This window comes from Zobellella denitrificans (genome assembly GCF_002237365.1).
Classification (GTDB): domain Bacteria; phylum Pseudomonadota; class Gammaproteobacteria; order Enterobacterales; family Aeromonadaceae; genus Oceanimonas; species Oceanimonas denitrificans.
Genome location: NZ_NMUO01000015.1, coordinates 24,858 through 44,911, shown reverse-complemented (window position 1 = coordinate 44,911; position 20,054 = coordinate 24,858). Strand labels below are relative to the sequence as shown.

General features: G+C 62.5%; 19 protein-coding genes. 11 read left to right on the top strand and 8 right to left on the bottom strand.

From position 1 onward, the window contains the following. Positions 1-45: 45 nt before the first annotated feature. Positions 46-615, bottom strand: coding sequence for a DNA-3-methyladenine glycosylase I (locus CGX12_RS05440; RefSeq protein WP_094038874.1), 570 nt, complete (start codon positions 613-615; stop codon positions 46-48). Between the two features lie 101 nt (positions 616-716). Between CGX12_RS05440 and glyQ the strand changes: the two genes are divergently transcribed. From glyQ to CGX12_RS05420, 4 genes are all read left to right on the top strand, one after another. Beyond that, the gene (gene glyQ, locus CGX12_RS05435) at positions 717-1,628 is read left to right on the top strand and encodes a glycine--tRNA ligase subunit alpha (RefSeq protein ID WP_094038873.1); all 912 of its coding nucleotides are present in this window, start codon (positions 717-719) and stop codon (positions 1,626-1,628) included. A gap of 4 nt (positions 1,629-1,632) precedes the next feature. After that, on the top strand, positions 1,633-3,702 hold the full coding sequence (gene glyS / locus CGX12_RS05430; RefSeq protein WP_094038872.1) for a glycine--tRNA ligase subunit beta: 2,070 nt from the start codon (positions 1,633-1,635) through the stop codon (positions 3,700-3,702). Positions 3,703-3,818: 116 nt separating this feature from the next. Then, the gene (locus CGX12_RS05425) at positions 3,819-4,160 is read left to right on the top strand and encodes an antibiotic biosynthesis monooxygenase family protein (protein ID WP_157772119.1); all 342 of its coding nucleotides are present in this window, start codon (positions 3,819-3,821) and stop codon (positions 4,158-4,160) included. A gap of 127 nt (positions 4,161-4,287) precedes the next feature. After that, a complete protein-coding gene (locus CGX12_RS05420) occupies positions 4,288-5,541 on the top strand; it encodes a valine--pyruvate transaminase (RefSeq protein WP_094038870.1) in 1,254 nt (417 codons plus the stop codon). Between the two features lie 51 nt (positions 5,542-5,592). Here CGX12_RS05420 and CGX12_RS05415 read toward each other — a convergent pair whose 3' ends face one another. From CGX12_RS05415 to dnaA, 7 genes are all read right to left on the bottom strand, one after another. Beyond that, positions 5,593-6,036 carry an Hsp20 family protein gene (locus CGX12_RS05415; protein ID WP_094038869.1) on the bottom strand — a complete coding sequence of 148 codons (444 nt, stop codon included), beginning with the start codon at positions 6,034-6,036 and terminating at the stop codon, positions 5,593-5,595. 46 nt (positions 6,037-6,082) lie between these two features. Further along, positions 6,083-6,508, bottom strand: coding sequence for an Hsp20 family protein (locus tag CGX12_RS05410; protein WP_094038887.1), 426 nt, complete (start codon positions 6,506-6,508; stop codon positions 6,083-6,085). A 148-nt stretch (positions 6,509-6,656) separates the two neighbouring features. After that, positions 6,657-8,342, bottom strand: a complete 1,686-nt coding sequence (gene ilvD, locus CGX12_RS05405) for a dihydroxy-acid dehydratase (protein WP_094038868.1) — start codon at positions 8,340-8,342, stop codon at positions 6,657-6,659. Positions 8,343-8,547: 205 nt separating this feature from the next. Further along, positions 8,548-10,965: a DNA topoisomerase (ATP-hydrolyzing) subunit B gene (gyrB, locus tag CGX12_RS05400; protein WP_094038867.1), complete on the bottom strand. Its 2,418-nt coding sequence runs from the start codon at positions 10,963-10,965 to the stop codon at positions 8,548-8,550. A 4-nt stretch (positions 10,966-10,969) separates the two neighbouring features. Next, positions 10,970-12,061, bottom strand: coding sequence for a DNA replication/repair protein RecF (gene recF, locus CGX12_RS05395; protein WP_094038866.1), 1,092 nt, complete (start codon positions 12,059-12,061; stop codon positions 10,970-10,972). Between the two features lies 1 nt (position 12,062). Then, positions 12,063-13,166 (bottom strand): DNA polymerase III subunit beta, encoded by a 1,104-nt coding sequence (dnaN, locus tag CGX12_RS05390; RefSeq protein WP_094038865.1) that lies wholly within the window; start codon positions 13,164-13,166, stop codon positions 12,063-12,065. Positions 13,167-13,179: 13 nt separating this feature from the next. Beyond that, positions 13,180-14,544 carry a chromosomal replication initiator protein DnaA gene (gene dnaA / locus CGX12_RS05385; protein WP_094038864.1) on the bottom strand — a complete coding sequence of 455 codons (1,365 nt, stop codon included), beginning with the start codon at positions 14,542-14,544 and terminating at the stop codon, positions 13,180-13,182. Positions 14,545-14,955: 411 nt separating this feature from the next. On the opposite strand from dnaA, the gene CGX12_RS05380 reads away from it, so the two are divergent. From CGX12_RS05380 to yidC, 7 genes are all read left to right on the top strand, one after another. Beyond that, complete coding sequence (locus CGX12_RS05380; protein ID WP_094038863.1) at positions 14,956-15,714, top strand: amino acid ABC transporter substrate-binding protein; 759 nt, start codon at positions 14,956-14,958, stop codon at positions 15,712-15,714. 2 nt (positions 15,715-15,716) lie between these two features. Then, on the top strand, positions 15,717-16,382 hold the full coding sequence (locus CGX12_RS05375; RefSeq protein ID WP_094038862.1) for an amino acid ABC transporter permease: 666 nt from the start codon (positions 15,717-15,719) through the stop codon (positions 16,380-16,382). Between the two features lie 9 nt (positions 16,383-16,391). Then, entirely contained in the window at positions 16,392-17,132 is a 741-nt protein-coding gene (locus CGX12_RS05370; protein ID WP_094038861.1) for an amino acid ABC transporter ATP-binding protein, read from the top strand. Positions 17,133-17,383: 251 nt separating this feature from the next. Beyond that, positions 17,384-17,518 carry a 50S ribosomal protein L34 gene (rpmH, locus tag CGX12_RS05365; protein WP_082633349.1) on the top strand — a complete coding sequence of 45 codons (135 nt, stop codon included), beginning with the start codon at positions 17,384-17,386 and terminating at the stop codon, positions 17,516-17,518. After that, positions 17,518-17,880, top strand: a complete 363-nt coding sequence (rnpA, locus tag CGX12_RS05360; protein WP_094038860.1) for a ribonuclease P protein component — start codon at positions 17,518-17,520, stop codon at positions 17,878-17,880. The genes rpmH and rnpA overlap by 1 nt, the downstream gene beginning before the upstream one ends. Beyond that, a complete protein-coding gene (gene yidD / locus CGX12_RS05355; RefSeq protein ID WP_176442004.1) occupies positions 17,841-18,089 on the top strand; it encodes a membrane protein insertion efficiency factor YidD in 249 nt (82 codons plus the stop codon). Before rnpA ends, yidD begins: the two co-directional genes overlap by 40 nt. A gap of 3 nt (positions 18,090-18,092) precedes the next feature. Next, positions 18,093-19,754, top strand: coding sequence for a membrane protein insertase YidC (yidC, locus tag CGX12_RS05350; RefSeq protein WP_094038859.1), 1,662 nt, complete (start codon positions 18,093-18,095; stop codon positions 19,752-19,754). Positions 19,755-20,054 lie beyond the last annotated feature (300 nt).

Below are 20,054 nucleotides of genomic sequence, written 5' to 3'. Positions count from 1 at the left end.
TAGCGCCCTCCAGGGCGTTCGACAAAGACTCCTTGCGGCCAGGTGTCAACGGCTGACGTTGTCCGGATGGCAGGGGCAACTCAACAGATGATCGTTCACCATGCCGGTCGCCTGCATAAAGGCATAGCAGATGGTGCTGCCCACGAAAGAGAAGCCCCGCTGCTTCAGCGCCTTCGCCATGGCGTCCGATACCGGGGTGGTGGCCGGCACCGCGCCCAGGCTGGGCCAGCGGTTCACCACCGGCTCGCCGCCGACGAAGTCCCACAGCCAGCGGCCGAAATCAAGCCCCTCTTCCTCCATCGCCAGGTAGGCCCGGGCATTTTTGATGACCGACTGGATCTTGAGCCGGTTGCGCACTATGCCGCTGTCTTGCATCAGCCGCGCCACATCCCGCTCATCAAAGCGGGCGATCAGCCCGGGCTCGAAGCCGGCGAAGGCGGCCCGGTAGGCGGGGATCTTGCACAAGATGGTGAACCAGCTCAGGCCGGCCTGCTGGCCGTCCAGGCACAGCTTCTCGAACAGGGCCCGACCGTCGTATTCGGGCACGCCCCACTCGTGATCATGGTAATGGATATAACGCGGGTCCTCATTGACCCAGCCGCAGCGTTCCAGCATGGTCTCTCCTCGAATTCAGCCTATATTCACACCGGGTCAGCAGGTATACTCTTTGACCTAGTTTCACACTGCGAATGCACCTATATCAAGGCGCGAACATCATGCAAAAATTCGATATCAATACCTTTCAGGGTCTGATCCTGACATTGCAGGATTACTGGGCCCGGCAAGGCTGCACCATAGTGCAGCCGCTGGACATGGAAGTGGGGGCCGGCACTTCCCACTCCATGACCTGCCTGCGGGCCATAGGACCGGAGCCCATCGCCACCGCCTATGTGCAGCCTTCCCGCCGTCCCACCGACGGCCGCTACGGCGAAAACCCCAACCGGCTGCAGCATTATTACCAGTTCCAGGTGATCATCAAGCCGTCGCCGGACAATTTCCAGGAGCTGTACCTGGGCTCGCTGAAGGAGCTGGGCCTGGACCCGCAGGTGCATGATATCCGCTTCGTGGAAGACAACTGGGAAAACCCCACCCTGGGCGCCTGGGGCCTGGGCTGGGAAGTCTGGCTCAACGGCATGGAAGTGACCCAGTTCACCTACTTCCAGCAGGTGGGTGGCCTGGAGTGCCGGCCGGTGACCGGCGAGATCACCTACGGCCTGGAGCGCCTGGCCATGTATATCCAGGGCGTGGACTCGGTCTACGATCTGGTGTGGTGCGACGGCCCCCTGGGCAAGACCACCTATGGTGACATCTTCCACCAGAACGAGGTGGAACAGTCCACCTACAACTTCGAATATGCCGACGTGGATTTCCTGTTCGGTTTCTTCGAGCAGTGCGAGAAGGAATGCCAGCACCTGCTGGCCCTGGAAAAACCGCTGCCCCTGCCCGCCTACGAGCGGATCCTCAAGGCGGCCCACGCCTTCAACCTGCTGGATGCCCGCAAGGCGATTTCGGTAACCGAACGCCAGCGCTACATACTGCGCATCCGCACCCTGACCAAAGCCGTCGCCGAGGCCTACTACGCCTCCCGCGAGGCCCTGGGCTTCCCCATGTGCAAGAAAGAAGGATAAGGGCATGGCCGAACAGAATTTCCTGGTAGAAATCGGTACCGAAGAGCTGCCGCCCAAGGCGCTGCGCACCCTGGGCGAAGCCTTCGCCGACAACCTCAAGCTTGAGCTGACCAACGCCGAGCTGCCCTTCGCCGAGGTGCGCTGGTACGCCGCCCCCCGCCGACTGGCGGTGCAGATCACCGGGCTGGCCCAAGGCCAGGCCGACAAGCAGATCGAAAAACGCGGCCCCGCCGTGCAGGCCGCCTTCGACGCCGACGGCAATCCCACCAAGGCGGCCCTGGGCTGGGCCGCCGGCAACGGCATCGGCATCGAGCAGGCCGGCCGGCTGAAGACCGACAAAGGCGAGTGGCTGGTACACCTGGCCGACGTCAAGGGCAAGACCGCCGCCGAGCTGCTGCCGGCCATGGTCGAACAAGCCCTGGCCCGACTGCCCATCCCCAAGGCCATGCGCTGGGGCGACAAGTCCACCCAGTTCATCCGGCCGGTGCATACCGTCACCCTGCTGCTGGGCGAACAACTGCTGCCCGCCACCATACTGGGCGTCGACGCCGGCCGCACCCTGCGCGGCCACCGCTTCATGGGCGAGCAGGAGTTCCAGCTGGACCATGCCGATCACTACCTGCAACAGCTGGAAGAGCGCGGCAAGGTGCTGGCCGACTTCGAACGTCGCAAGGCGATCATCAAGGCCGGGGCGGAACAGGCCGCCGCCGCCGCGGGCGGTGTCGCCGATCTGGACGACGAGCTGCTGGAAGAAGTCACCTCCCTGGTGGAGTGGCCGGTGGTGCTCACCGCCTCCTTCGAGGAGAAGTTCCTGGCGGTGCCGGCGGAAGCCCTGGTGCATACCATGAAGGGCGACCAGAAGTACTTCCCGGTGTACGACGCCGACGGCCGCCTGCTGCCGACCTTTATCTTCGTCACCAACATCGAGTCCAAGGATCCGAGCCAGATCGTCAGCGGTAACGAAAAGGTGGTACGCCCGCGCCTGGCCGACGCCGAGTTCTTCTTCAATACCGATCGCAAGGCCCCGCTGATCTCCCGCCTGGAGCAGCTGGACCATGTGCTGTTCCAACAACAGTTGGGCACGGTGCGGGAGAAGTCCGAACGCATCAGCGCCCTGTCCGGCTTCATCGCCGCCGCCATCGGCGCCGACCGGGCGCTGGCCGAACGGGCCGGCCTGCTGTCCAAGTGCGATCTGATGACCAACATGGTGTTCGAATTCACCGACACCCAGGGGGTGATGGGCATGCACTACGCCCGCCACGACGGCGAACACGAAGCCGTGGCCCTGGCCCTGAAGGAACAGTACCAACCCCGCTTCGCCGGTGACGAGCTGCCCGGCCAGGACATTTCCGCCGCCCTGGCCCTGGCCGACAAGCTGGACACCCTGGTGGGCATCTTCGGCATCGGCCAGGCCCCCAAGGGCGACAAGGATCCCTTCGCCCTGCGTCGGGCCGCCCTGGGTGCCCTGCGCATCATCGTCGAGAAGGGTTACGACCTGGATCTGGTGACGCTGATCGAGCAGGCCCGCACCCTCTACGGCGACAAGCTCTCCAACGCCCGGGTGGCCGACGAGGTGCTGGACTTTATGCTCGGCCGCTTCCGCGCCTGGTACCAGGATCTGGGCCATGAGGTGGACGTCATCCAGGCGGTGCTGGCCCGCAAGCCGACCCGCCCCGCCGACTTCGACGCCCGGGTCAGGGCCGTGAGCGCCTTCCGTCAGTTGGAAGCGGCCGCCGCCCTGGCCGCCGCCAACAAGCGGGTGGGCAATATCCTGGCCAAGTTCGAAGGCGATATCCCCGCCGAGGTGAACCCGGCCCTGCTGCAGGACGAAGCGGAAAAGGTGCTGGCCGGACAGCTGGCGGAGCTTTCCACCCGTCTGGCGCCGCTGTTTGCCGCCGCCGACTACGGCAACGCCCTGAACGAACTGGCCGCCCTGCGCGAAGGGGTGGACAGCTTCTTCGATCAGGTGATGGTGATGGCCGACGACGAGGCCATCCGCCTCAACCGCCTGGCCCTGCTCAACCAGTTGCGCAATCTCTTCCTGCAGGTTGCGGATATCTCCCTGCTGCAGTAACGCCAGTCAGCCCCGCATCTCGCGGGGCTTTTTGTTTAAATTCTCTGGTCTTACCAAAATCGGCAAGGATCTGTGTTACATATTAAGTGATGTCATTCAGCAGCAAGGATACTGCCATGATCAAAGTCATTATCGAACGTCACGTCGCCGAAGGGCTGGAAGAGGTCTATCAGGAAACGGTGCGCAACCTGATGCTGCAGATCACCGACAGACCCGGCTTTCTCAAGGGCGATGCCTACCGCGACCTCAACCACCCCAACCACTTCTACGTGATCTCCAACTGGGAGAATATCGGCTGCTGGGAACGCTGGCACGACTCCCCCGAACGACAGCACATGCTCAACGAGCTGGCTCCTTTCCTCGAAAGCGACGAAAAGTGCACCGTGCTGGCGCTCAAGGTCAGCTACGAGGCCCAGCCCGCTAAATACGCCAAGCCGACCCAGACCTATTCCTACTGAACTCCTGCCGGGGTTCCCGCCCCTGTTTCACGTGGAACAGGGGCCATCCCTCCGGGCGGTCGACAGCGGCGCCGAGATGGGCTAACGTGGGCTTTTGGTCAACCCACTCCTTCCGGTAACAAGTTCCATGGAATTTTCAACCTTCGGTCAGAAGTTTAGCCGCCACGCCGGCATCACCCAGTTGATGGACGATCTCAACCAGGGCCTGACCGCGCCCAACACCATCATGCTGGGCGGCGGCAACCCGGCCGCCATCCCCGAGGTGCTCGCCTATCTGGATCAGCAGGCCCAGCAACTGCTGAAGACCGGCGAGCTGCTGAAGGCCATCGCCAACTACGACGGCCCCCAGGGCAAGGACACCTTTATCCGCGCCCTGGCCGGCCTGCTGTCCCGCGAGCTGGGCTGGCCGGTGGGCCCCGAGCACATCGCCCTCACCAACGGCAGCCAGACCGCCTTCTTCTACCTGTTCAACCTGCTGGCCGGCGAGTTCGCCGACGGCCGCAAGAAGAAGGTGCTCTTCCCCCTGGCCCCGGAATACATCGGCTACGGTGACAGTGCCCTGGACGAGAACCACTTCATCGCCTGCAAGCCGGATATCCGCAAGCTGGACGATGGCCTGTTCAAGTACTATGTGGATTTCGAACAGCTGGAAGTGGGCGACGACATCGGCCTGATCTGCGTGTCCCGTCCCACCAACCCCACCGGCAACGTGCTCACCGACGAAGAAATCGTGCATCTGGATCAGATTGCCCGGGACAAGGGCATACCGCTGCTGATCGACAATGCCTATGGCACGCCCTTCCCCAACATCATCTTCACCGATGCCAGGCCGTTCTGGAACGACAACACCATACTGTGCATGAGCCTGTCCAAGCTGGGACTGCCCGGGGTACGCTGCGGCATAGTGGTGGCCAACCCCACCATCATCCAGGCCATCACCAACATCAGCGGCATCGTCAACCTAGCGCCGGGCAGCATGGGCCCGGCCCTGACCCTGCCGATGATGGAAAGCGGCGAGGTCATCGAGCTCAGCAACCAGGTTATCCGTCCCTTCTACCAGGCCAAGGCGCAGCAGGCCGTCGCCTGGCTGCAAGAGGCCATTCCCCTGCCCCAGTTTCATATCCACAAGCCGGAAGGCGCGCTCTTCCTGTGGCTGTGGTTCGAGGATCTGCCCATCCACTGCCAGGAGCTCTATCAGCGCCTCAAGCAGCAAGGCCTGCTGGTGGTGCCCGGGCACTACTTCTTTCCCGGCATAGAAGATGAAGACTGGGCTCACAGCAAGCAGTGCATCCGCCTCAACTACGCCCAGCCGGAAGCGGACGTGCAGGCCGGCATAGCGATATTGGCGCGGGAAATACTGGCGCTTTACGGCCAGTCATAGCAGAAACAACAACGCCGGCATGACGCCGGCGTTGTCATTCAAGAGTAAGGTTTACTCGCTCTTGTGCTCCAGGGTACGGCCCTGGCCAATTTCGATGCGGCGGGGCTTCAGCTCGTCCGGCACCTCCCGCTGCAGATCGATCACCAGCAGACCGTTGTCCAGCCGGGCGCCGGCCACCTGGACATGATCGGCCAGGCGGAATTTCAGCTCGAAGTCCCGCTCCGTGATGCCCTGGTACAGGTAGCGGCTGTCGCCGGCGGACTTTTCCCGGCTGCCCTTCACCAGCAGCATGTTCTGCTCCACGGAAAGCTGCAGTTCGGACTCCCGGAAACCGGCCACCGCCAGGCTGATGCGGTAGTGATCGTTGTCCTGCTTCTCGATGTTGTAAGGCGGGTATGCTTCCCCCTTGTGCTGCAGCAGGTTTTCCAGATCGCCCATCAGCCGGTCGAAGCCGATGGCAGAGCGATACAGGGGGCTAAAATCAAAACGGCTCATGTTCCTATCCTCCATTAAAGCAATAGGTTGATGTGCAGAGTTGGTTTTACTCGGCCTGGCCGATGGCGATGGTCCTCGGCTTGGCGGCCTCCGGCACTTCTCGCACCAGATCGATGTGCAGCAGGCCGTTTTCCAGATCGGCACCCACCACCCGGATGTGGTCGGCCAGCTGAAAGCGGCGCTCGAAGCCGCGCTCGGCAATGCCCTGATAGAGATAATTCCTAGGATTCTGCTCCTGCTCCTTGTGGCCTTTCACCATCAGGGTGTTTTCATGGCTGGTGATTTCCAGCTCGTTGCGGCCAAAACCGGCCACGGCCATGGAGATGCGGTACTGGTTCTCGCTGAGCAGTTCGATGTTGTACGGCGGGTAGCCGTTGTTGCCGGTGCCGCTGGCGGCGTTTTCCATCAGGGATGCCAGGCGATCGAAGCCGATGGCGGAGCGGTACAGGGGTGAAAAATCGAAGCGTGACATAATCATATCCTCCAATGAGCGATGATGGCTTGCCCTCCATTCGGACGGGCGGTGCGGGCCCTCAACCGAGCGACCCGCCTTGTTCATTAAAAGATATAGGGATGGTTTTTTACGCTTTCAAGCACGCAATCGATAATTTTTTGCTCGCTCAGTTGCCGTCCTCCTGGGCGTCGGTTACCGCCCCCTGGGATGCCGGGCCCACGGCCCGGGCATACTTGGCCAGCACGCCCCGGCGATAACGGGGCTCGGGCGGCTGCCAGCGGGCCAGGCGCTCGGTGATCACGCTGTCGGTCAGATCCAGCTCCAGCCGGTTATGCTCGGCGTCGATGGTGATGACGTCGCCGTCTTCCACTATCGCCAGGGGACCGCCCTGACGCGCCTCGGGTGTGATGTGCCCCACCACAAAGCCGTGGCTGCCGCCGGAGAAGCGACCATCGGTGATCAGCGCAACACCCTTGCCCAGACCGCGCCCCATGATGGCCGAGGTCGGACTCAGCATTTCCCGCATGCCGGGGCCCCCTTTTGGCCCTTCGTAGCGGATCACTACCACGTCGCCTTTTTGCACGGAGCCGTCGAGAATACGCGCCAGGGTTTCCTCTTCCGAGTCAAACACCCGGGCCGGGCCGGTAAAGCTCAGCCCTTCCTTACCGGTGATCTTGGCCACGGCGCCGCCCGGCGCCAGGTTGCCATACAGTATGCGCAAATGGCTGTCGGGCTTGATGGGATTGGCAAGGGGGCGAATGATGTTCTGCCCCGGTGGATAGGGATTAACGCCGGCCAAGTTCTCGGCCAGGGTTTTGCCCGTCACGGTGAGGCAGTCCCCGTGCAGCAGGCCGGCGTCGAGCAGGGTTTTCATCAGCGGCAGTATGCCGCCGATAGCCACCAGCTCCGACATCATGTAATGGCCGCTGGGGCGCAAATCCGCCAGCACCGGCACCCGTTTGCCGAGGCGGGTGAAGTCGTCCAGGCTCAGCTCCACGCCCACCGCATGGGCCATGGCCAGCAGGTGCAGCACGGCATTGGTGGAGCCGCCCAGGGCGATCACCAGGATAATGGCGTTTTCAAAGGCGGGCCGGGTCATGATGTCGGACGGCCGAATGTTGTGTTTCAGCAGTCGCAGCACCGCCTCGCCCGCCTGCCGACAGTCCCTCAGCTTGGTGTCCGAAGTGGCATTCTGGGCCGAGCTGCCCGGCAGGCTCATGCCCATCACCTCGATGGCCGAGGCCATGGTGTTGGCTGTGTACATACCGCCGCAAGAGCCCGGGCCGGGAATGGCGGTCTCTTCGATGCGCTTCACTTCTATGGCCGTCATGTCGCCCTTGGCATGTGAACCCACCGCCTCGAACACCGAGATAATGTCGGTATGGTTGTCTCCGGGGGTTATGGTGCCGCCGTAAACGAACACCGCCGGCCGGTTGAGCCGGGCCAGGCCGATCAGGCAGCCGGGCATGTTCTTGTCGCAGCCGCCGATGGCCACCAGGCCGTCAAAGCCCTCGCAACCGGCCACCGCCTCGATGGAATCGGCAATGATTTCCCGGGACACCAGGGAATACTTCATGCCCTCGGTGCCGTTGGCAATGCCGTCGGAGATGGTGATGGTATTGAAGATGACACTCTTGCCGCCAGCGCCGTCGGCGCCCCGCGCCGCTTCCTCCGCCAGGCCGTTGATATGCATGTTGCAGGGAGTGAGGTTGCTCCAGGTGGAGGCGATGCCCACCTGGGGCTTGTGAAAGTCGCCGTCGGTGAAACCGGTGGCCCGCAACATGGCCCGGGCCGGCGCCCGGGTAGGCCCGTCCACCACCCGGCTGGAGTATTTTCGGCTGCTGTTACCCATCTCACCCCCTTCCCATACTCGACGCATCACTTATCAGTCTAGTCTGAAACTCCCCCTGTCCGGTTCGCGATAACCGCTGTCAGCTATGCGGGTGACACCGCCCTGGGCGGTCATTCCTGTCCCGTCGCTGGTCAAACCCGCTCCAAGGTAAATAAAAAAGGGAGCCTTTGGCTCCCTTTTCCTTCTGTTTGCCTGCCGGCCCGGATCAAATATCCAGGTTGGCCACCTTGAGGGCGTTGGTCTCGATAAAGTCGCGGCGCGGCTCCACGTGGTCACCCATCAGGGTGGAGAACAGCTGGTCGGCGGCCACGGCGTCCTCTATGGTCACCCGCAGCATGCGGCGGGTTTCCGGATCCATGGTGGTTTCCCACAGCTGCTCCGGGTTCATCTCGCCCAGCCCCTTGTAGCGCTGTACATAGAGGCCGCGCTTGCTCTCGCTCATCAGCCACTCCAGGGCCTCGGCGAAGCTGGCCACCGGTCTGGTCTTCTCGCCCCGCTTGACGAAGCCGCCCTCCTCGATCAGGTTGGCGATGCCCTTGCCCAGGGCGACGATGCTGCGGTATTCGCCGGAGGCGAAGAAGTCGTAGCTGATGGGGAACTCCCGCTCCATGCCGTGCTGGCGCACCTTCACCAGCGGCAGGTAGCAGTGGCGCTCCTCGGAGTAGCGGTAATCCAGCACATACTGGGTACCGTTGGTGTTGCTGTTTTCCAGGGACTGGTTGATGGCCGCCACCCAGGCCTGTACCCGGGCCTCGTCGGCCAGCGCCTCCAGGGTCAGCTCCGGCTGGTAGATCAGCTCGTTGAGCACCACTTCCGGCGCCCGGCGCGACAGCCGCACGATCAGCTCCTGCACCTTGCGGTAGTCGTTGACCAGCTTCTCCAGCGCCTCGCCGGCGATGGCCGGGGCCGACTCGTTGACGTGCAGGGAGGCGCCGTCCAGGGCCAGGCTGGTCTGGAACTGCAGCATGGCCGGCTCGTCCTTCAGGTACTGCTCCTGCTTGCCCTTCTTCACCTTGTACAGGGGCGGCTGGGCGATATAGACGTAGCCGCGCTCGATGATCTCCGGCATCTGCCGGTAGAAGAAGGTGAGCAGCAGGGTGCGGATGTGGGCACCGTCCACGTCGGCGTCGGTCATGATGATGATGTGGTGGTAGCGCATCTTGTCCGGGTTGTACTCGTCCCGGCCGATGCCGCAGCCCAGGGCGGTGATCAGGGTGGCCACCTCCTGGGAAGAGAGCATCTTGTCGAAGCGCGCCTTCTCCACGTTCAGGATCTTGCCCTTGAGCGGCAGTATCGCCTGGTACTTGCGGTTACGCCCCTGCTTGGCGGAGCCGCCCGCCGAGTCACCCTCCACGATGTAGAGTTCGGACAGGGCCGGATCCTTCTCCTGGCAGTCGGCCAGCTTGCCGGGCAGGCCGGCCAGATCCAGGGCGCCCTTGCGCCGGGTCATCTCCCGTGCCTTGCGCGCCGCTTCCCGGGCCCGGGCCGCGTCGATGATCTTGTTGACCACTATCTTGGCGTCGCTGGGGTTTTCCAGCAGGAATTCGTTCAGCCGCTCGGCCATCGCCTGCTCCACCGCCGTCTTCACCTCGGACGACACCAGCTTGTCCTTGGTCTGGGAAGAGAACTTGGGATCCGGCACCTTGACCGAAATCACCGCGGTCAGGCCTTCCCGGGCGTCGTCGCCGGAGGCGGACGTTTTGGCCTTCTTGCTGTAGCCTTCCTTATCCATAAAGGTATTCAGGGTACGGGTCAGGGCGGCCCGGAAGCCGGCCAGGTGGGTACCGCCGTCCCGCTGGGGAATGTTGTTGGTAAAGCAGAAGATGTTCTCCTGATAGGAGTCGTTCCACTGCATCGATACCTCCACCGCGATGCCGTCCTCCCGCTCGTTGGCGAAGTGGAAGGCCTTGGGATGGATGGGGGTCTTGTTGCGGTTCAGGTATTCCACGAAGGCCTGGATGCCGCCCTCGTACTGGAAGTGGGCTTCCTTGTTGTCGCGCTCGTCCAGCAGGCGGATGGACACGCCCGAGTTGAGGAAGGACAGCTCCCGCAGCCGCTTGGCCAGGATGTCGTAATGGAAGTCGGTGTCGGTAAAGGTTTCGTGGCTGGGCCAGAACCGGATCAGGGTACCGGACTTGGTGGTCTCGCCCACTTCCGCCAGGGGCGCCTGGGGCTCGCCATGGCGATAGGTCTGCTCATGCACCTTGCCGTTGCGCCAGATGGTGAGCTGCAGCTTCTCGGACAGGGCGTTCACCACCGAGACCCCCACCCCGTGCAGGCCGCCGGACACCTTGTAGGAGTTGTCGTCGAACTTGCCGCCGGCATGCAGCACGGTGAGGATCACCTCCGCCGCCGAGCGTCCCTCTTCCTGGTGAATATCGACCGGAATGCCCCGACCGTCGTCGGACACGGAAACAGAGCCATCCGCGTGGATGATAACGACGATGTCCTTGCAGTGGCCCGCCAGGGCTTCGTCAATGGAGTTGTCCACCACCTCGAACACCATATGGTGCAGGCCGGTACCGTCGTCGGTGTCGCCGATGTACATGCCCGGCCGTTTCCGGACCGCGTCCAGACCTTTCAATACCTTAATACTCGAAGAGTCGTAAGTGTGTTCACTCATTGGCTTACTCGCACTCCTGGGTTTCGGTGATTTCACCCTGTTTCACGTGAAACAGCTTACTGTTGTCCCGTGTGATCATCTGACCGAGCTGGGCCGCCTCGATGGCGGAAATAAAGACCTGGGCACCCAGTTCGTTCAACCGGGCGGCCAACAGGCCCCGCTTTTGCTCATCCAGCTCGGACGCAAAGTCGTCTATCAAAAAAATACAGTCCTGGCCGGACGCCGTTTTCAGGTGCAGTCCCTGGGCCAGGCGCATGGCGCACACCAGCAGCTTCAGCTGGCCGCGCGACAATAAATCCTGCACCGGCATGCCCCTGGCCTTGATGCGGATCTCGGCCTTGTGGGGCCCGGACTGGGTATAACCCAGCCCCAGATCGCGCTCATAGCCCTGCTCCAGCACCCTGGCCAGTTCGGCCTGTCGATCCCAGCCCCGGAAGAAATCGAAGGAAAAATCGTATTCGGGCAGAAAATCTGCCGCTATCTCCTTGATCACCGGAGAGATGGCATCGGCGTAGTGCTGCCGGAAACGGCTCAGTTCCTCGCCCACCGCCACCAGCTGGGGATCCCAGTAACTCAGCTCCCGGTAGGGACGCTGCTGGCGCAGCAGGGCGTTGCGCTGCTTGAGCAGCCGGCGAAAGCGCCCCCAGGCGGCGAAGAAATCCGGGTTGGAATAGAACAGGCCCCAGTCCAGGTAGGCCCGCCGCAGCTTGGGCCCGCCAGTCAGCAGATTATACCCTTCCGGGTGGATCAACTGAATGGGCAGGATATGGGCCAGATCGGCCAGCCGCTCCGCCACCCGGCCACCCACCTTGAGTCGGGTATCGCCACCCCGGGTCTTGCTGAGCCCCACCGCCAGGCCGTCGTCGTCCCATCGCACCCGGGCAAACAGGGTAAAGGCCTGCTCCCCCTGCTGGATCACCCGGCCGCTGAGGTGGGTACGGAAGGAGCGGCCGAAGCCCAGGTAATGGATGGCTTCCAGTATGCTGGTCTTGCCGCTGCCGTTGGGGCCGACCAGCAGGTTGATGCCGGCGGCGGGCACCAGGCGGGCATGGCGGATATTGCGAAAATCCTTGAGCTGGAGATTAAGCAGGGCCATGTCAGAGCCGCATCGGCATCACCACGTAGAGCGCATCCCCATTGTCTTCCGCTTCGATAAGGCCGCTGCTGCCGGCGTCCTTCAGGCTGATCTTGACCCTGTCCGACTTGAGGGTGCCCAGCACGTCCAGCACATAGGAAACGTTGAAGCCGATTTCCAGGTCGCTGCCCTGGTAGTCCACGTCCAGCACCTCTTCCGCCTCTTCCTGCTCGGGGTTGTTGGCGGTGATCTTGAGGGTCTGATCCTGCATGTTGAGCCGCACGCCGCGGAATTTTTCATTGGACAGGATGGCCGCCCGGGAGAAGGCTTGCTTCAGCTCTTCCCGGCCGCAGATCAGGGTCTTGTCGCATTCCCGCGGCAGCACCCGGCGGTAGTCGGGGAAGCGGCCGTCCACCAGCTTGGAGGTGAAGATAAAGCCGGGGGTCACCGCCCGGATATTGCTCTTGCCGATCTGCAGGCGTACGTCCTGCTCCTCGTGCTCCAGCAGCTTGACCAGTTCCAGCACCCCCTTGCGCGGCACTATCACCTGCTGGGTCGGCAGTTCCTCCGCCAGCAACTGGCGCTGGCAGGTGGCCAGGCGATGGCCGTCGGTGGCCACGGTGCGCAGCCACTGACCCTCGGTCTCGAACAGCATGCCGTTGAGGTAGTAGCGCACATCCTGGATGGCCATGGAAAACTGGGTGGACTCAATCAGCTTCTTCAAGGCCAGCTGGTTGATGTCGAACTCCAGCTCCGAACTCCATTCCTCGATATTGGGAAAGTCTTCCGCCGGCAGGGTGGACAGGTTGAACCGGCTGCGCCCGGAGCGCAGCAACAAGCGCTCTCCTTCCTGGGTGAAGGTCAGCTCGGCGCCGTCGGGCAGTCCCCGGCAGATGTCCAGCATCTTGCGCGCCGGCACCGTGGTGCGGCCGGTGGTGGCGGGTGCCGCCAGGGGCACCAGGGCCACCATTTCCACCTCGGTATCGGTGCCGGTCATCGACAGTGAGTCTTCACTCACGTTCAGCAGTATGTTGTTGAGGATCGGCAGGTTGGGGCGGCCCCCCAGGGCACTGGATACCAATTGCAGGGGACGCAAAATCGCTTCACGGCTGATGGTAAACTGCATGGGGTTCTCCGGTTCAGGAAGACAGGGTACGGATAAGATTGGAATAATCTTCCTTTATATCATGACTCTCTTCCCGCAGCTGGCCGATTTTTCGGCAGGCGTGCAGCACAGTGGTATGATCCCGGCCGCCGAAGGCGTCGCCGATCTCCGGCAGCGAATGGTTGGTCAGCTCCTTGGCCAGGGCCATGGCCAGCTGGCGCGGGCGGGCCACGGAACGGGAACGGCGCTTGGACAGCAAATCCGCCACCTTGATCTTGTAGTACTCGGCCACCGTCTTCTGGATGTTGTCGATGGTCACCAGCTTTTCCTGCAACGCCAGCAGGTCGCGCAGCGCCTCGCGCACGAAGTCGATGTTGATGGCACGGCCGGTGAAGTTGGCGTTGGCGATCACCCGGTTCAGGGCCCCTTCCAGCTCGCGCACGTTGGATCTCAGCCGCTTGGCGATAAAGAAGGCCACCTCGTCCGGCAGGTGCATGTTGTTCTCGGCCGCCTTGCGCATCAGTATCGCCACCCGGGTTTCCAGCTCCGGCGGCTCTATCGCCACCGTCAGCCCCCAGCCGAAGCGGGACTTGAGCCTGTCCTCCACCCCGTCGATCTCCTTGGGGTAGCGATCCGAGGTCAGGATGATCTGCTGGTTGCCTTCGAGCAGGGCGTTGAAGGTGTGGAAGAACTCCTCCTGGGAGCGCTCCTTGTTGGCGAAGAACTGGATGTCGTCGATCAGCAGGGCATCCACGCTGCGGTAGTAGCGCTTGAACTCCTCGATGGCGTTGTTCTGCAGCGCCTTGACCATGTCCTGCACGAAGCGCTCGGAATGCATATAGATCACCTTGGCGTCCGCCTTGCGGGCACGGATGCCGTTGCCCACCGCGTGCAGCAGGTGGGTTTTGCCCAGGCCGGTGCCGCCGTACAGGAACAGGGGGTTGTAGGCCCCACCCGGATTGTCCGCCACCTGGCGGGCGGCGGCCCGGGCCAGCTGGTTCGACTTACCCTCGACGAAGTTGTCGAAGGTATAGTTGGGATTCATGTTGCTCTTGTGGTTGATCTGGGGCTTGTCTTCGGCCTGCTCGATCCAGGAGGGCGCCGCCTGCACCCGGGCCTGGGGCTTGTTGTTGGCCATCAGATTGACCTGGGCCGGCTTGTTGCCCACCTCGAACTTCAGCTGGGGGCACTGGTTGCCGCAAAACTCGCCCAGCAGGCCGTTGATCCGGATCAGGTACTTGTCCCGCACCCAGTCCAGCACGAAGCGGTTGGGAGCGAACAGGGTCAGGGTATTGTCGGCGAGCTCCGCCTGCAGCGGCCGGATCCACATACTGAATTCCGCGGAAGGCAATTCATCTTGTAGCCGGTTAAGACACTGCTGCCAAAGCATAGTGCTCATCAGTACTCCTGGAACATAAGGGATCAAGCAAGGGGCAGTTATTCTACTGAGCCGGGGGGAGGATCTCTAGCCGGATCGCGCCGAACCGGGAAAATATGATCCTTGACTTCTGCCGGATCGTCACAACCTCATGCACAGGATCCTCCACCTTATAAACAAGCTACCCACACCCGGATCCTGGCCCGATCACTGAAAAAAAACCGCCCGGCTCCGGAGCCCGGGAGCGGCGGCCCGGCTTGGTCATCCCCGCTTATAACCAGACGCACCTGGTTATCACCCATTGTTCGGTTGGATGGCTGTAAAAAACTGGCATGGCAGCCGTTGCTGGTATAAAAAGACCCCCATCACTTATGCTGTAGTGGTTATGACTGCCCCGCGGCAGTCTTGCCCTTTTCACCAGGAGACGTATCCATGTTCAAATCCGCCAAACTGCTGGGCGCCGCCATCGCCCTGTCCGCCACCCTGATCGCCCCCGCCATGGCCGCCGAGCCGGTCAAGGTCGGCATGTCCGGCCGCTATTTCCCCTTCACCTTCGTGCAGCAGGACAAGCTGCAGGGCTTCGAGGTCGACGTCTGGAACGAAATCGGCAAGCGCATCGGCCGGGACGTGGAGTTTGTGACCACCAATTTCTCCGGCCTGTTCGGCATGCTGGAAACCGGCCGCATCGACACCATCTCCAACCAGATCACCGTGACCGCCGAGCGCAAGGAAAAGTACGACTTCTCCGAGCCCTACGTTTACGACGGCGCCCAGATAGTGGTGCGGCGGGGCAACGACAGCATCCAGGGCCTGGAGGATCTCAAGGGCAAGAAGGTGGCGGTCAACCTGGGCTCCAACTTCGAACAGCTGATGCGCCAGCACGACACCAACAACGAAATCGACATCATCACCTACGAGACCAATCTGGAGCAGGACGTGGCCCTGGGCCGGATCGACGCCTTCGTGATGGACAGGGTCGGCTCCGCCCAGCTGATCAAGGAAGCGGGCCTGCCGCTGCAACTGGCCGGCCACCCCTTCGAGACCATGGAAAACGCCTTCCCCTTCGTGAAGAAGGCGGAGCAGCAGGCGCTGCTGGCCGAAGTAAACCAGGCCCTGGCCGAGATGCGCGCCGACGGCACCCTGGCGCAAATCTCCGAGAAATGGCTGGGCGCGGACATCACCAGTAAATAAGCATGCAATTTGATCTCGACTACACCCTGGCGCTGTTTCCCATTTTGCTCAAATATTTGGGCACTACCATGGAAATGGCGCTGCTGGGTTTTGTGTTCGCCCTGATCATCGCCGTGGTGCTGGCGGTGATCAGAACCTTCCAGTTGCCGGGGCTCAACGCCCTGGCCAAGCTGTTCATCTCCTTCTTCCGCGGCACCCCGCTGTTGGTGCAGCTGTTCCTGCTGTACTACGGGCTGCCGCAGATCATGCCGGTGTTCATCGGCATGAACGCCTTTACCGCCGCCGTCATCGGCCTGACCCTGCACTTCGCCGCCTACATGGCCGAGTCGATCCGCGCCGCCATCCTCGGCATTCACAAGAGCCAGATGGAAGCGGCCATGAGCATCGGCATGACTCGCGGCCAGGCCATGGGCCGCATCATACTGCCCCAGGCGGCGCGCATCGCCACGCCCTCGCTGATGAACTACTTCATCGACATGATCAAAAGCACCTCCCTGGCCTTCACCCTGGGGGTGGCCGAGATCATGGCCTCGGCCCAGAAGGAAGCCTCCAGCAGCTTCAAGTTCTTCGAGGCCTTTATCGCCGTGGCCCTGATCTACTGGGCGGTGGTGGTGTTCTTCACCCATCTGCAGGGGCGGCTGGAGCGGCGCCTGAACTCGGCGTACTAGGGGGCCACCATGATCAAACTGCGTAACCTGACCAAGGTGTACAACGGCCAGACGGTGCTGAACGGCATCGATCTGGACATCGACAAGGGGGAAATCGTGGTGATACTGGGGCCCTCCGGCACCGGTAAATCCACCCTGCTGCGCTGCCTCAACCTGCTGGAAACTCCCGAGGCCGGCACCCTGGAGATCGACGGCTTCCACATCGATCTGGCCCGGCATAACGGCAAGCAGGCAATAGCACTGCGCAAGCGCACCTCCTTCGTGTTCCAGAACTACGCCCTGTTCGCCAACAAGACCGCCCGTGACAACATCGCCGAGGGGCTGATCACCGTGTGGAAGAAACCCAGGGCCGAAGCCCGCGCCGAGGCCATGCGCATCCTCGGCGACATCGGCCTGGCCGACAAGGCCGACGCCTACCCCTCCTCCCTCTCCGGCGGCCAGCAGCAGCGGGTCGGCATCGGCCGGGCCATGGCCAGCCATGCCAAGGTGATGCTGTTCGACGAGCCCACCTCGGCACTGGATCCGGAATGGGTGGACGAGGTGCTGGGGCTGATGAAGAAGCTGGCCCTGGCCCACCAGACCATGGTGGTGGTGACCCACGAGATCGGCTTCGCCCGGGACGTGGCGGATCGGGTGATCTTTATGGACGGCGGCCGTATCGTGGAGCAGGGGCCGCCGGCCACGCTGCTCACCAACCCCCAGGATCCCCGCACCCGCGCCTTTCTGCGCAAGGTGCTGCCGGCGGCCTGAGGAATAGCACCTCGGCTTGCCAAGGCCGTGGGGGCCTGTATAATCCAGGCCCCGCGATCCTGTTGGATCCGGGATCGATCCGGTCGGGCCAGCATGCGGCAGGGCCGTGTCGAGATTAATGCTATGCCGATTGACGCCGGGCACTTAACTGTTTAGAATTCGGCCTCTTTTGTGGGACCGTTTCGCGGTGGTGTCGAGCATCGGCGGCAGAGCGGTCAAACTGTACAGTCAACTGACAAACGGTAATAACGATGAAACGCACTTTTCAACCTTCAAATTTGAAGCGCAAGCGCAGCCACGGTTTCCGTGCTCGTATGGCCACCAAAAACGGCCGTAAAGTACTGGCTTCCCGCCGCGCCAAAGGTCGTGCCCGTCTGAGCGCCTAATGGCCAGGCATGCCTTTCCACGGGAGTTACGTCTGCTAACTCCCGCACAATTCAAAAACGTCTTCGACAACCCCGTCAGAGCCGCCTCCCCCCATCTCACTCTGCTTGCCAAACCCAATGAATCCGGTCACCCCCGGCTGGGACTCGCCGTGCCCAAGAAGGCGCTCAAGCGGGCCGTCTGGCGCAACCGGGTCAAACGGGTAGTGCGCGAATCCTTCCGCCTGCGGCAACACCGGCTGCCCGCCGTGGACATAGTGGTGATCGCCAAGCAGGGCATAGGGGATGTGCCGAATGACGAACTGTTCGAGCTGCTGGATAGACTATGGCGCACCCTTTCTCGCCGCTGCAATGGCTCAGCATAGGGCTTATCCGCCTTTACCAACTGGTTATCAGCCCCCTGCTCGGCCCCAGGTGCCGTTTCACTCCCACCTGTTCCCAATACGCCATTGAAGCCATCCGGCTCCACGGTTTTTTAAAAGGCGGTTGGTTAACCGTCAAACGTCTATTAAAATGCCACCCTTTAGGTCCAAGCGGCCACGATCCGGTCCCGCAACCCAAGCGAAGAAACTGACTTATGGAATCTCAACGCAATATACTTCTTATCGCTCTGCTGCTGGTGAGCTTCCTCATCTGGCAACAGTGGCAAACGGACAAAGCGCCCCAGCCAGAAACGGCGCAAAGCACCCAGACCAGCGCCGGCGAGGAGACCTTTATCCCCGAAGCGGATCAGGCCGGTGGCGAAATCCCGACCGGTGAGGCGCCGGTGGCCGCCAGCCGCCGCCTGGTGACCATCAGCTCCGACTCGCTCCGGCTGACCGTGGACACCCAGGGCGGCGACATCGTCCGCGCCGAGCTGCTCGAGCACGACCGCGACCTCAATTCCGATGAAAAATTCGTGCTGCTGAGCAACAGCCCCAACTTCGTGCACGTGGCCCAGAGCGGCCTGATCGGCCGCGACGGCCCCGACGGCCGCGCCGAAGGCCGCCCGGTCTACCAGGTGGAGCAGGCCAGCTACCAGCTGGCCGACGGCCAGGACAGCCTGACCGTGCCCATGACCTTCACCAACGAGCAGGGCGTGGTGTTCACCAAAACCTTCACCCTCAAGCGCAATGAGCATGTGGTGGAAGTGGGCTACCGGATCGACAACCAGAGCGCCGAGCCGGTACAGACCCAGCTCTACGGCCAGCTCAAGCAGAGCGAGAACGATCCCGACGCCAAGGGCAGCGGCATGCTGATGGCCGCCGCCTACCGCGGCCCCGCCTACTCCAGCAGCGACACCCGCTACAGCAAGTACGACTTCAAGAAGGTGCGTGAAGCCAACCTGAACCAGACCACCGAAGGCGGCTGGGTCAGCATGCTGCAGCACTACTTCGTGTCCGCCTGGATCCCGGCCCAGGACCAGCAGAACCAGCTGTACACCGTGGCCCTGAGCAACCAGGGCCAGGCCATCATCGGCTTCAAGGCGCCGCTGGTCACCGTCGCACCCGGCAGCGAGCAGAGCCTCTCCGCCCGGCTGTGGCTGGGTCCCAAGCTGCAGGACGAGATGGCCGAAGTGGCCCCCAACCTGGACCTGACCGTGGACTACGGCTGGCTGTGGTTTATCGCCCAGCCGCTGTTCAAGCTGCTGCAGCTCCTGCAGAGCTTCGCCGTCAACTGGGGCCTGGCCATCATCCTCACCACCTTCGTGGTGCGCGGCCTGATGTACCCCCTGACCAAGGCCCAGTACACCTCCATGGCCAAGATGCGCATGCTGCAACCCAAGCTGGTGGCCCTGCGCGAGCGCTACGGCGACGACCGCCAGAAGATGTCCCAGGGCATGATGGAGCTGTACAAGAAGGAAAAGGTCAACCCGCTCGGCGGCTGCCTGCCCATACTGGTACAGATGCCGATCTTCATCGCCCTGTACTGGGTGCTGATGGAGTCGGTGGAGCTGCGCCACGCGCCCTTCTTCCTGTGGATTGACGACCTGTCGGTGCGCGACCCCTACTTCGTGCTGCCCATCCTGATGGGCGCCAGCATGTTCGTGATCCAGAAGATGAGCCCGACCACGGTCACCGACCCGATGCAGCAGAAGGTGATGCAGTTCATGCCGATCATCTTCACCTTCTTCTTCCTGTGGTTCCCCGCCGGCCTGACCCTGTACTGGCTGGTGAGCAACGTGGTCACCATAGTCCAGCAGTGGTTCATCTTCCGCCAGCTGGAGAAGAAAGGCCTGCACGGCAAGGCCACCTCCTGAGGCCACTGGCCCGGAAGACGCTAAACCAATACACTAGGCGGCCTGAAGGCCGCCTTTTTTGTTGCCCAGTAAAATAATGCTGCTCGGCCAAGAGGGATAAGGCTTCCCTAAGCCAACCGTCGATGGCAGGGGGCGCGAAGCGCCTAGCACCGCCGCCAGCATCGCGAAGCAATGATACGGTGGTTTCCCTTATATCGCCATCGTCGAGCATACAGGGACGTACTTGCTGCGTGTTGGCGTGGGAGGCCTTATCCCGACGATTCTTCGGGCTGGTAGAAATAAGTCGCCTGTTGTTGTGGA

Bases quoted from the DNA above. Each gene is read 5' to 3' on its own strand.
- CGX12_RS05410 (WP_094038887.1), bottom strand. From the start codon at position 6,508: ATGTCACGCTTCGATTTTTCACCCCTGTACCGCTCCGCCATCGGCTTC.
- CGX12_RS05425 (WP_157772119.1), top strand. From the start codon at position 3,819: ATGATCAAAGTCATTATCGAACGTCACGTCGCCGAAGGGCTGGAAGAG.
- recF (WP_094038866.1), bottom strand. From the start codon at position 12,061: ATGGCCCTGCTTAATCTCCAGCTCAAGGATTTTCGCAATATCCGCCAT.
- rnpA (WP_094038860.1), top strand. From the start codon at position 17,518: ATGGCCAGGCATGCCTTTCCACGGGAGTTACGTCTGCTAACTCCCGCA.
- CGX12_RS05380 (WP_094038863.1), top strand. From the start codon at position 14,956: ATGTTCAAATCCGCCAAACTGCTGGGCGCCGCCATCGCCCTGTCCGCC.
- glyQ (WP_094038873.1), top strand. From the start codon at position 717: ATGCAAAAATTCGATATCAATACCTTTCAGGGTCTGATCCTGACATTG.
- CGX12_RS05370 (WP_094038861.1), top strand. From the start codon at position 16,392: ATGATCAAACTGCGTAACCTGACCAAGGTGTACAACGGCCAGACGGTG.
- ilvD (WP_094038868.1), bottom strand. From the start codon at position 8,342: ATGGGTAACAGCAGCCGAAAATACTCCAGCCGGGTGGTGGACGGGCCT.
- yidD (WP_176442004.1), top strand. From the start codon at position 17,841: ATGGCGCACCCTTTCTCGCCGCTGCAATGGCTCAGCATAGGGCTTATC.
- dnaA (WP_094038864.1), bottom strand. From the start codon at position 14,544: ATGAGCACTATGCTTTGGCAGCAGTGTCTTAACCGGCTACAAGATGAA.
- glyS (WP_094038872.1), top strand. From the start codon at position 1,633: ATGGCCGAACAGAATTTCCTGGTAGAAATCGGTACCGAAGAGCTGCCG.
- yidC (WP_094038859.1), top strand. From the start codon at position 18,093: ATGGAATCTCAACGCAATATACTTCTTATCGCTCTGCTGCTGGTGAGC.
- gyrB (WP_094038867.1), bottom strand. From the start codon at position 10,965: ATGAGTGAACACACTTACGACTCTTCGAGTATTAAGGTATTGAAAGGT.
- CGX12_RS05420 (WP_094038870.1), top strand. From the start codon at position 4,288: ATGGAATTTTCAACCTTCGGTCAGAAGTTTAGCCGCCACGCCGGCATC.
- rpmH (WP_082633349.1), top strand. From the start codon at position 17,384: ATGAAACGCACTTTTCAACCTTCAAATTTGAAGCGCAAGCGCAGCCAC.
- CGX12_RS05375 (WP_094038862.1), top strand. From the start codon at position 15,717: ATGCAATTTGATCTCGACTACACCCTGGCGCTGTTTCCCATTTTGCTC.
- dnaN (WP_094038865.1), bottom strand. From the start codon at position 13,166: ATGCAGTTTACCATCAGCCGTGAAGCGATTTTGCGTCCCCTGCAATTG.
- CGX12_RS05415 (WP_094038869.1), bottom strand. From the start codon at position 6,036: ATGAGCCGTTTTGATTTTAGCCCCCTGTATCGCTCTGCCATCGGCTTC.
- CGX12_RS05440 (WP_094038874.1), bottom strand. From the start codon at position 615: ATGCTGGAACGCTGCGGCTGGGTCAATGAGGACCCGCGTTATATCCAT.